General features: G+C 43.5%; 7 protein-coding genes. 2 read left to right on the forward strand and 5 right to left on the reverse strand.

Features of this window, described 5'->3' with window-relative positions; genetic code table 11:
* Positions 1-144 precede the first annotated feature (144 nt).
* Positions 145-1,701 (forward strand): sulfatase, encoded by a 1,557-nt coding sequence (locus AB5217_RS09765; protein WP_032845547.1) that lies wholly within the window; start codon positions 145-147, stop codon positions 1,699-1,701.
* Positions 1,702-1,975: 274 nt separating this feature from the next.
* Complete coding sequence (locus AB5217_RS09770; RefSeq protein WP_004299920.1) at positions 1,976-2,242, forward strand: hypothetical protein; 267 nt, start codon at positions 1,976-1,978, stop codon at positions 2,240-2,242.
* A 119-nt stretch (positions 2,243-2,361) separates the two neighbouring features.
* Here AB5217_RS09770 and AB5217_RS09775 read toward each other — a convergent pair whose 3' ends face one another.
* Genes AB5217_RS09775 through AB5217_RS09795 form a run of 5 tightly spaced genes read right to left on the reverse strand, consistent with a single transcriptional unit; the run spans position 2,362 to position 11,847 of the window.
* Positions 2,362-3,933: a LamG domain-containing protein gene (locus AB5217_RS09775; protein ID WP_368112699.1), complete on the reverse strand. Its 1,572-nt coding sequence runs from the start codon at positions 3,931-3,933 to the stop codon at positions 2,362-2,364.
* Positions 3,934-3,969: 36 nt separating this feature from the next.
* Positions 3,970-5,898, reverse strand: a complete 1,929-nt coding sequence (locus AB5217_RS09780; RefSeq protein WP_004299918.1) for a RagB/SusD family nutrient uptake outer membrane protein — start codon at positions 5,896-5,898, stop codon at positions 3,970-3,972.
* Positions 5,899-5,911: 13 nt separating this feature from the next.
* Positions 5,912-9,157 (reverse strand): SusC/RagA family TonB-linked outer membrane protein, encoded by a 3,246-nt coding sequence (locus tag AB5217_RS09785; RefSeq protein ID WP_032854814.1) that lies wholly within the window; start codon positions 9,155-9,157, stop codon positions 5,912-5,914.
* A gap of 36 nt (positions 9,158-9,193) precedes the next feature.
* Entirely contained in the window at positions 9,194-10,585 is a 1,392-nt protein-coding gene (locus AB5217_RS09790; protein ID WP_004299916.1) for a glycoside hydrolase family 76 protein, read from the reverse strand.
* Positions 10,586-10,599: 14 nt separating this feature from the next.
* Positions 10,600-11,847, reverse strand: a complete 1,248-nt coding sequence (locus tag AB5217_RS09795) for a SusE domain-containing protein (RefSeq protein WP_004299915.1) — start codon at positions 11,845-11,847, stop codon at positions 10,600-10,602.
* Between the last annotated feature and the right edge of the window lie 2 nt (positions 11,848-11,849).

Consider the following 11,849-nt stretch of genomic DNA (forward strand, 5'->3'; position numbering starts at 1 on the left):
AGTTCTCATTACTATGAGTATTTATTCTCATCACGGTGAGAAATGATTCCTTTTTGTAGTGCTCGAACTTATCTTTAACCGAATCTATCGCATTACCAGATATTATTAATTTTAATGCATATTCCATAGAATAAAATGACCCCCATGAATAAAAAAACATTATTACCCCTTGCATTTGTGCCACTCGCAGTAACCAATCTGCAAGCACAAAGCAATATGCAAATAGAACGCGCGGACAAACGTCCGAATATCATTCTCTTTATGGTAGACGATATGGGATGGCAGGATACTTCACTCCCATTCTGGACACAGAAGACACACTATAACGAATTGTACGAGACTCCCAATATGGAGCGGTTAGCAAAACAGGGAATGATGTTTACTCAAGCGTATGCCAACAGTATCAGTTCTCCTACCCGGTGCAGCCTCATCACCGGAACCAACGCCGCACGTCACCGAGTAACTAACTGGACGCTGCAAAAGAATACAATGACAGACCGTAAAGATAGCATTCTGGCAGTCCCTGACTGGAATTACAATGGAGTAAGTCAAGTGTCCGGCACTAATCATACTTTCGTAGGAACCTCCTTCGTGCAACTGCTAAAGAACAGCGGTTATCATACTATACATTGTGGAAAAGCCCATTTCGGAGCGATAGATACTCCAGGGGAAGATCCGCATCATTGGGGATTCGAGGTAAATATTGCCGGACATGCGGCCGGTGGACTTGCCAGTTACCTGGGAGAAGAGAACTACGGACATACCAAAGATGGGAAAGCGGTATCACTGATGTCTGTTCCCGGATTAGAGAAATATTGGGGAACGGAAACCTTTGTAACTGAAGCATTGACGTTGGAAGCCATTAAAGCACTGGATAAAGCGAAAAAGTATAATCAGCCTTTCTATTTGTATATGTCGCAATATGCCATCCACATTCCTTTGAACAAAGATATGCGCTTCTATGAGAAGTACAAGAAAAAAGGAATGACAGACCATGAAGCTGCTTATGCCACACTGATTGAAGGAATGGATAAAAGTTTAGGTGATTTAATGAACTGGCTGAAAAAGAATGGAGAAGCCAACAACACTATTATCATTTTTATGAGTGATAACGGAGGACTTGCATCCGAATCCGGATGGCGTGACGGCAAGCTGCATACACAGAATTATCCATTGAACAGTGGTAAAGGTTCTACTTATGAAGGCGGTATCCGCGAACCGATGATTGTCAGTTGGCCGGGAGTAGTAGCTCCGGGAAGCAAATGCAACAACTACTTGTTGATAGAAGACTTCTACCCTACTATTCTTGAAATGGCAGGTGTCAAGAACTACCAGACAGTTCAACCGATAGACGGTATCAGTTTCATCCCTCTGCTGAAACAGACAGGCAACCCAGCTAAGGGTCGGAGTCTTTTCTGGAATATGCCTAACAACTGGGGAAATGACGGTCCCGGAATCAACTTTAATTGTGCCGTTCGAAACGGTGACTGGAAATTGATTTATTACTATGGAACAGGAAAAAAAGAGTTATTCAACATACCTGATGATATAGAAGAAAGCAACGACCTTAGTGCACAGCATCCGGACATCGTGAAGAAACTTTCTAAAGAGCTGGGCAACTTTCTAAGAAAAGTAGATGCACAACGACCAACTTTCAAAGCGACAGGTAAACCTTGTCCCTGGCCGGATGAAATTAAGTAAATAGATTACCTAAATAAAAGAACTGTGGCGGGGAGTGTGGAATAATTCCACACTCCCCGCCACAGTTTCCACACACTCCACACATACTTCCCCACTATCCTAATTGGCATCATCTTTATCATTTCCCTATTTATCAATCACTTATCATACATTATCTAATTTTGGCACGCGCTTTGATCTTTAATTAGACGTTAGCGAAAAGTAATAACCGATTCCTTAACACAAAGGTAGAGAATTGAAAACATATGTCTAATAATCATTAAAGCAAACGATTATGAAAAAATTAGTATTAGTAGTAGCAATGTTTATGTTTGTTTGTGGTGGTTCATTCCTTGTAAAGGCTCAGAGTTCTGCAGAAGCTGTGACAGCCCCGACAGAAATCAATGCAACAGTTGTCAATGATACAGTAGTAAAAGATACTGTAACTAAAGAAGACGCGCCTGCAAAGGCATCACTGGTTGCACTCGCCGCCAATGTCAATGATACAGTTGTCACAGACACTACATCAAAAGACAAACCGGCTGAGCCTGTCAAGGAATAACCTTGCCAACAACATGCAGGACATAGTCTGCCGAAGAATAGTAAGCACACTACAAAAAAAGCCATCCCTACTTTCGTCTATTCCGGGGATGGCTTTTTTATTATCCTATCTTCTTACAATTATTCCGTAGGAGTACTTGTTTCCAATATCGGATCTGTTTTCCAACTTGAAACAATATTTGCCGCCTCTGCTTCGAAGCTCTTTCCTGCCAAGGACACAAATGTCTTGGTATTACCATTTCCATTATTGAATAACCAATTAGCTACCATTCCATCCTTATCCTCACTCAACAACTTGCCGCTCTGCTCGGAGATCTGTTGATCCGACAAGACTTTTGTCCAAATACGGGCATAACTGATAGCTCCGTTCAACCGGCGTTTACCATCAGACTGGCCGATGTAGAAATCAGAAGTAAGATTGATCTCTTTCAAATCATCCGGCGTACCGTTTGATAATTGAAGCGTTTCTCTGACACCATTTACATACAATGCAATCCGTTCGCTTCCGCTCTTACTATTATCCAATACCACAGCCACATCATACCACTTATTGGTTTCTATCTTAGTAGAGCCCTCATAGCGAATACTACCTTTATCATCTGCAGCAAGCTGAAGGAAACGTTCTTCATCATTGCTTCCTCCCTTATGCACGTCGACACGCAGCAGGAATTTCTTCTCTATACCCATCACCGTATTAATCCGGGCATTTCCATTGTCATTGCCATTCAACGACTCAATATTGAAACGAGCCTCAAATGTGATCGTACTCAAATTCTTTAGCGATTCATCTGCCGTACCATTATATTCAAACGGTACTTTAAAGTAATTACCGCTACCCAGGTTCGCTACTTTATCTGCCTGTACCACCGTAACGGTCAGACTTAATTCCTGTTCCGCTTCGTCTCTGACAAACACGGTAGTGATACCCGCTTTTTTACCTATTAAATTGAAACGAGTGTCATCCACCTGCTGAATAGCTACAATCTCTTCATTCTCTGCTGTCAGACTATAACCTCCGTTTCCTTTTTCTACCGTAATCATGATCTTATTGTTGACTCCCACTCTCGGTGTCAGATTGGAGACATCGATAGAAATCGGATTTACCGTCACCTGAACCACCGCCTGTTTTCCTTTATGGTCTGTAAAAGTCACTGTTGTATGTCCGTTCTTCAAACCTGTCAAAGTATAGAAAGGACGGAACTGATCTGTATTAACCATGCTGACAACCGTTTCATCCTCCACCTCATAAGACAATTCATCATTGCTGGAAAAGTTTCCCATGCTGACAATCAGTTGCTTTTCACCGGCAACTTCCAAGATCACCTCCGGTTCATTCACTTCCAATTCAAATACACCTACATTCACAGAAATATTGGCAACTACTCCTTCTCCATCCATTACTTCGACGGTAGTGGCCCCATTCTGTGAGCCACTTTTTACAGTTATCAATTCGCCGGAAACGGTAGCCGTTGCAATGGCAGTGTTGAAACTTCTCACGGTATAGTTTCCGTTTCCAACCACTACATTCACTTTGGCTTCCTCATTCTGCCCGATACGTATTACCGGTTTGTTCACAATCAACTCTATCAAGTCTTTAGCCACATCGTCATCATCATCGTCATCACAACCTGTAACGGCAAACGATAATACCGACAAAAGCAACAGACACATATATGTATAGATTCGTTTCATCTGATTTTCTTTTTAAAGTTATACATTCCTACCGGTTTACCATCCGGGATTTTGTTCAATGGTCGGTGTCTTCTGCAACTCACTCTGGCGAATCGGGAACAGATAATGCTGAATAGAGAACGTACGTTCTTCCACGCAGAAACGCTCCATTCTATATTTCACACCGTCAACCGTAATGGCCCCATTCTCATCCTGCACCGGACGCATTCCGTTAATCATTCGCTGGCAACGGGGCAATGCACCGTTATTGGCAGCCCAGTATTTCTGTGTACGTTTTGAATTGTCACTCCCGCTCGATTTCCAAAGGCTTTCCTTTGCTAGCTCTTCCTTACTGGTGGGTTCCAGATACAAGCGGCAAGTCCACGGACGTTTTCCTTCATAAAAAAGTTCCACGCGACGTTCGCGCTGAATGTATTCACGCATCAACTGTTGATTAGTCTTTACTTCCGGCGGCATCGGTTTCATAAAAGAACGTTCACGAACCGTATTCACCAATTTATAAGCTTCATCGATATCCTCGCCCAATTCATTACAAGCCTCTGCATAAATATAAATAAACTCCGGAAGACGCCAGATGGCGGGCGCATTGATACTGAAGTTACCGGATTTGTTCCATGACTCCTGTTGGAATTTACGTAAATAATAACCGGTAGTAGTTGCATTGGTAGCACCAATCTTATCGGAACCACTCGCCGTATTGATCGTTTTCGACTCGTTCTTATTATTACGGTAAGGAGCTCCGTGATAAATTACATCACGATAGAAACGCGGGTCCCGAGTACCTTTCACATACGGATTAGTATCATCATAGCCACCTTTGCGGGCTTCTGCCGAATATACCGGATAGCCATAATCACCTACGATATATTCGTATTCATCCACTTGTTCCTGCACCGGTTGCTGGCGCGAACTTCCCTCACGGCTGGGCGGATAAATATCACCCTGCCATGCCTGATCCTTGCTCTTCGTCATAAAGAACACATACTCATTGGCAAAGGCATCCATATCATAAAACATATCCCACAAACGAGCATATACACGGCTGTCATTCAGATTACCGTCAGCCGGATCCTTGAAATCATTTGCATCATGTTTCGTATAGAGAGAATAACGCTTGGTTCCGCCGACTTCGAAATCCAGAACGGCTTTAGCCGCTTCTTTGGCTTTTCTCCAACGAGTAGCATCATAAGCATACTCATTTTCAAACACACGACGCAAGTTGTATCCATATTGAGAAGCACCGTTCCACAACGGAGTAGCCGCTACCCAGCGAACAAAAGAAATCAATCCCAGACAGGCTCCCTTATCCACACGACCAAAATTCTCGGAAGTTTTCACATATTTATTAGGAACCATGCCATAAGCAGTTTGCGCATCTGTCACAATCTTTTCAACCATCGAATGAACAGATTCTTTCTTGAAGTCCATATTATCTCCGGCATTAATCACACGGTCAATATAAGGAGCTTCGCCATACATACGCAATAACAGCATGTGGAAATAACCACGCATGAAATACATCTCACCGATACGGTTGCGAAGATCACCATCCTGCTGTGGGTTGTCGGGCGTGTTATACTTCTGTACATTTTCTATAATCAGGTTCGCTTTACGGATTCCTTCATAAAGAGCTTCCCAATATTGCCCTACACTACCGGGCAAAGAATTCGGGTTCCAGGCACCGTTATTGAAGTTATTCGTAATGTTTCCCTCTACGTTGGTTCCTTCACATTCGTCCGTAATGGCACTGTTGCTGAAGTGCTCGAAGAACACCAGCGGACGGTCTGCTTTCTTTGCAGCCGCGTATACGTCGGAAACCAGTCCGTTCACTTTTTCGTAACGGGCAAAAACGTCCGCTTCCGTAATATTATCATCATCGTCCCGATCCAGGTAATCGCTACATGAAGTAAAGACCAACGGCAGGACCAATAAAGCAATTGCTGAAAATCTATATAACTTTTTCATATTTCTATCTTATTTAGAATGTTATATCAATACCAAAATTGAATACCTTTTGAATAGGATACCAGGAAGCTCCGTCTCCGGATTTCGTTTCCGGATCTATATCCACATCACCCAGTTTATCAAAAGTCAACAGATTCAGACCTTGCACATAGATACGTGCCTGTTGCACATGGAATTTACGTAATAATTTGGGTGATACATTGTAACCAATTTCCACATTCTTAAGACGCAGGTAGGAAGCATCATACAAAAACAAACTACTGTTTCCATTCTTGTTGTTATCATGTGTTCCATAATGCAATGCCGGATATTTGGCAGTAGCAGCCGTTTCCGGTGTCCAACGGTCCAGATGCATTTTCTTCACACGTCCGATCTTATCTTGTTCAAATTGCGGGAAGTCAAATACAGCAGCCCCATTCAACAGAATAGATGATTTTGTCGCACCTTGCAATAATACACTAAAATCAAAGTTCTTATACTGGAAACCGAAAGGAATACCGAACATCAGTTCCGGACTACGCGGATTTCCCATTGCTGTACGGTCTTCATCATCAATCACTCCGTTACGATCCAAATCCTTATAAACAACATCTCCCGGAATTAATTGTCCCCACGGCTGATAACCGATCTTGTTCAAACGGTCAGCCTCTTCCTGATCGGCTACAAAATGATCGAACACATAGACGAAGTTTTCGTATAAGCGTTTACCGGTTTCTTTACGCCAGGAGTTCTTGCGGGCAACTTCCGCTTTATATTCCAAACGGTTGCGGGAGAAAGTCAGGTTCGGACGAATATAGTAACGGAAATCCTTTCCAATCTTATCATTCCAGCTCAATTCGATATCCACACCGCGGTTGCTTACTTCACCCAGATTCTGTAAAGCTGCATCTTTACCTACAATATCCGGATATCCCATGATACCGTCACTATTCATATCTGTAATAATGTCAAAACGATATTCATAAAATGCATCTATCGTCAATGCCAAACGTTGGTTCAGGGTAGTAAAGTCGATACCGACATTCAGTTTACGGGCTTTCTCCCAAGTCAGATTCGCATTAGCCAGATTACCTTCGGAAGTACCGCCTACATTCGTACCAAAGTTATTACCGAAATCATAACCGCTGCCACCACCGTAGAAAGCCAGATATGGGAAACGGCTGCTAACGTTGTCACTACCTACCAAACCATAGGAGGCTCTTACTTTCAGGAAGTCAATCCAGGAAGCCTTTTTCATAAATTCCTCTTCAGAGACTACCCAACCGATTGAACCAGCTGGGAAGAACCCGTAACGTTTGCCCGGAGCGAAGTTTTCGGAACCATTGTAACCGAAGTTAAATTCCATCAGATACTTCTGATTATAATAATAAGCAAAGCGTCCGGTGATACCCTGGCTATGATAAGCCAGTTCATTGTTAACAGTACGGTTACCACGGTTTGCCAATAACATGGCGGTCACTTCGTGGCGGTTGCTAAACAAACGGTTGTAATCCAAACGTGCCTGTATATAAGTACGTCCGTCAGAAGCGTTATGACTGAATCCGTTGCCAATAGTCTGGTCAATATCATATTTGTTACCCGTTTTGTAAGCACCCGTATAGTGTCCGCCTGCCATATAAGCATCCGAACCTTCGATCGGCATAAACGTCGCATATTTCGGATATTCACGATAACCGTCTTTGTAAGTATCCAGTTTACGATTAATCCAGCGTCCTTCAGAAGCATCATAAGAGAACATCACTTCCGCTTTTAATCCTTTCGTCAGAAATTCCATATCCAGATTCATGGCAAAACTACCATTCAGATACGTGTTCTTTTCATTCAGATAACCGGTACGGCTCAATTCACCCAGAAGATTGTAACGGTAGATATTGTCACCATAAAGCATTCCACGAGAGTTTTGCTGAATGTATTCCTCATTCTGCGGATGCGCGTTTTCTTCCACCAGGATGGGCAAATATGGAGGCTGGGTAGCACAGATGGTCATCAGGCGACCGGCTGTTGTACCCGGTGCATTACGGTCGGTAATACGAGCACCCAAATCCAGACGGGTGCTCAAATAACGATTAATGTTAATATCGATGTTCGAACGGAAATTGTAACGGGTGAATTTAGTCTGTGAATCATATTCACCGGCATTCGCATATTTGTAGTTACCTCCTTGTGAAAAGTAATTGGCCAGTACATAATAACGTACCTTGTCCGTACCTCCACGAATGGAGAGGCTGACATCTTCCTGCAAACCGGGTTTGAAGGCAAAATCATAATAATCCCAGTCATATCCCAAACCATCGGAATTGTCTCCTTTCGCACGGCGGAAATTGTCAATCGCCTGTTGAGAGAAAAGGTTCAAACTGCTGATGTCTGCGCCCGTCATCTTGGCATCGTTCAATCTGGCTTCATTATATAAAGTTGCATAATCGGCAGAGCCTAAATATTCGGGGAAACCGATCGGCTGGTTAATACCGATAGAGGCTTTCAGGTTCACGGTTGCCTTTTCCGCTGCCTTACCACGTTTGGTAGTAATAACGATTACACCATTTGCACCACGGATACCATAAGCGGCAGTGGCCGAAGCATCTTTCAGGATAGTGAATGTTTCAATTTCATCCGGTGCGAGGTAACTCATGTCACGTTCGATTCCATCGACAATGACAATGGCACTCTGGTTACCGTAAGTTGCCTTACCACGGATAAACAATTCACTTTGATCCACACCCGGTTCACCACCCGCATACTGGTTTACAATCAACCCCGGCAGACGTCCGGCAAGCGCATTGTTGATATTGGCAGTAGGACTTTGCGTCAGATCTTTTGTCGTGATGGTAGCAACAGAACCGATCATCGTTTCTTTACGTTGTTTGGTATAACCTACCACAACCACTTCCTGCAAGGCTTTCGTATCTTCCTGTAGTAAGACAGTCAGTTCCTTCTTTGCACCGGGAACAATTTCCTGTGGCTGGTAACCCAGGTAAGAAAACACCAACGGAGCTTCCGCATAAGGCAGCTTCAATGTAAACTTACCATCCATATCGGTAATCGTACCTGCATTGGCCACCCCTTTCACGACAACAGACACACCGATCAACGGGTCATTTGTCGTCTTGTCCAATACCGTACCCGACACTGTTATTTTATTACTTTGTGTGGCCTGCACCTTTGCCGTTCTTCCCGTTTGCGCCACACCCTGCAAAGGTATACCTGCAAGAAGAGTGCAAGAAACAGCCACCAGACAAATATTTCTTTTTATATGTATCATCTTTCTTTTCGATTTTCTATGTGTAATAAATCAATCTTATTCCTCTGCTTTCTTACCGAAATCCGGTCCGACCCAGTTGGCCTTTTCCGTTGCTTTACCTTGCACCCAGTCTTCATAACGAGCACGGATTTCAATCATTGTTGCTCCCGGGACTTCCGCATTCAAGGAGATTGTCAGGCGATCTTCCCTGTTGTCACGATTACCGAAGGTCGGTGCTTTTGCCCAATCGTACTCCCACACATAATAGCCTTCGGGATGAGCCAACGTCCAAAGCACATCAGAACAGCTGCGCAATGCAGCGATAAACTTATTCTTGGTCTTTTCCGGATAAAGGCTGTTAGTCGGCTGTTTCACCATATCCAGGAAGTAACGGACAAATATTCCACGGAATAAAAGATTATCTCCCGAATTTCCTTCACCACTGAATACCGGATAGTTGGAATCCATCTTCTTATTCACCTGGTAAGAGCCGAAAGCAACCGCATTACGAAGATATTCATCCTCACCGGTAGCGTTGTACAGCTCCAGGGCAGCCGCCATAAATGTTCCCTGATTATAAGACAAGGCTACTTTATCAGGATCTCCCGGTGTTCCGTCATCTTTAATACTAAGATTATCATATACCTGTCCGGTGGAAATATCACACAGATAAGCCGTCATCCAGTTGTATACCTCTTTGGCGAAGTTCAGGTAATAAGCAGCCTGCTCTTCCCAGCCATCTTTAGCCTCCTTAACGGTAAGTTGATACAATTTCATAGCCAGAAGGCAACCGGGACCATTGGAACAAGACATACGTGAAGCCGGCGCATCCGTTTTCCATGCCATTCCTCCTACCCCTTTATAGTCATTCTTCGCTCCCTTGATATGGTTCCACATCTTCATCAACGCACTGTAGTAATCCTGATCGCCAGTCAATTCATAAACCCGCAGACAAGACAGTGCCATCCATTCCATATCATCATAGAAGTTATTCCAGAAGTCTTTGCCACCATAACCGCAATGTTCATTCCAGTCATCAAAAGCCGGCAGGAAAGGTTTCATGATGTTTTCATACAAATGAGCTTGATATTCGGGATTGTTTGCGTGACGGATATAAGCATCGATCACGATGTCCAATGCATGTCCCTGCGACCATCCGCCGCTACCGCCCGTGCTTGCCGGTTCTCCGGTTTCCGGTGTATTCGGTTTTTCCCAGTAAATGCTTCCGCAAAAGGTATCCCGTCCGCTGGCATTCTCATAGAAATATTTGATATAAGTTCCCGTACTTTTGTCGGCTGCATCTGTCCAGTTCACATCCGACACATATTCACCGGATGAATTACCTTTGTAGATGTCTCCCAGATCGCCGTCGTCACAAGCTGTAAATATTGCCAGTGCACCGCTTAACAACAAAGCTCTTTTTGATAATGATACTATATAGTTCTTCATATTATTATTCAGTTTTAATCTTCATTCGTTTCCGAAGCTACCCAACGGTGGGTGTACGTTCCAAACTCTGCATTGAAATAGAGGGTTACATCGGTTTTCACCGTAGCATAATAGACATTTCCCTGCTTTTCGCCCCATTGCAGTAATTCGTCGCAGAAACGGAAACTGTAATCCCATGGATCTGTGCCCAATGCCAGTTGATATAAATTATAATAGCTGTTGTCGGTAGTCAGATTCGGTTGCCCTTTATCTTTCTCCTTATGTCCCCAACGGTAGGTTGTTCCGTTGATTTCCATCTTAAAGCTATGACGGGTTTCACCGCTTCCTGCCCAACTTTCCGTTTGTTTCCGGGCAGTATAATTCTTCACACCCCATTTGCCATATCCCAGATAGTTGAAATCCTGTCTATACCCACCCGAATGGTTATAAAGATATACAGCTCCTATTTCATCGTAACTGATCGTTTGTTCACCCATATTGATGGTAATCCGGTAGATGCCTGATTGAGGAACCGTAACTGTATAGTCTTCACCATCATTACGCTCACGCAACACTCCGTTGTCGTCTACATAATAATAGCATTTGCGACCTTCTACAGTAGACATAAATATAAATGGCTGGTCGGCTTTCAATTGAGTGAAAGTCTGATAGATTCCTTCATTCTGACGGAGCATTTGTTGTGCTTCCGCTTCATCACCATCATCTTCCGTGCCCACGCCAGTGATATAAACCGGCTCGTTTTCAGAAGGCATATCATCAATGCCGTCCATCATAAAAATTACGAAATAACCTTCCAGACTACTAAGAGCCTGATCCAATCCGCAATAAGCACGCACCTTCCAACGCAGTGTGCCGTTGGTATTGCAACGGAATTTAGCCAGTTTACCTATTGTGTTTGCCTGATAATGGGTTAAAGTCAACTGTGATTCCAAACCGTTATTGTCAGAAAAGATCGTTTCTACCGGTTTGGTAAAGTCTCCCCCGATCGTATCAATCAATACTTCATAACGATATACTGTATTTCCGTGTTTCTCGGTAGGCGTCCATTTCAGAACAATATCCGTCAACGAAGCACCCGAAAGTACTACTCGCTCGCCACTAGCCATTGCATCCATTGTTCTAACAGGTTCAGGCGGAACAATCGGTTCATAATCATCCGGATCAAATCCCGGATTCAGTTTATTGTCACAAGCCGTCAGTCCGATAAGAAAAAACAGCAGGGCAAATTTGATTAGTTTTTTTGTTATCATATTGTTTCTCATAT

It is taken from the genome of Bacteroides sp. MSSM.1001136sp1_RTP21357st2_D2_RTP21359_211015, assembly GCF_040913205.1.
GTDB classification, from domain to species: Bacteria; Bacteroidota; Bacteroidia; order Bacteroidales; family Bacteroidaceae; genus Bacteroides; species Bacteroides ovatus.

Excerpts from the sequence above, each read along its gene's own strand:
- AB5217_RS09765 (WP_032845547.1), top strand. The coding sequence starts at position 145 with ATGAATAAAAAAACATTATTACCCCTTGCATTTGTGCCACTCGCAGTA.
- AB5217_RS09770 (WP_004299920.1), top strand. The coding sequence starts at position 1,976 with ATGAAAAAATTAGTATTAGTAGTAGCAATGTTTATGTTTGTTTGTGGT.
- AB5217_RS09775 (WP_368112699.1), bottom strand. The coding sequence starts at position 3,933 with ATGAAACGAATCTATACATATATGTGTCTGTTGCTTTTGTCGGTATTA.
- AB5217_RS09780 (WP_004299918.1), bottom strand. The coding sequence starts at position 5,898 with ATGAAAAAGTTATATAGATTTTCAGCAATTGCTTTATTGGTCCTGCCG.
- AB5217_RS09785 (WP_032854814.1), bottom strand. The coding sequence starts at position 9,157 with ATGATACATATAAAAAGAAATATTTGTCTGGTGGCTGTTTCTTGCACT.
- AB5217_RS09790 (WP_004299916.1), bottom strand. The coding sequence starts at position 10,585 with ATGAAGAACTATATAGTATCATTATCAAAAAGAGCTTTGTTGTTAAGC.
- AB5217_RS09795 (WP_004299915.1), bottom strand. The coding sequence starts at position 11,847 with ATGAGAAACAATATGATAACAAAAAAACTAATCAAATTTGCCCTGCTG.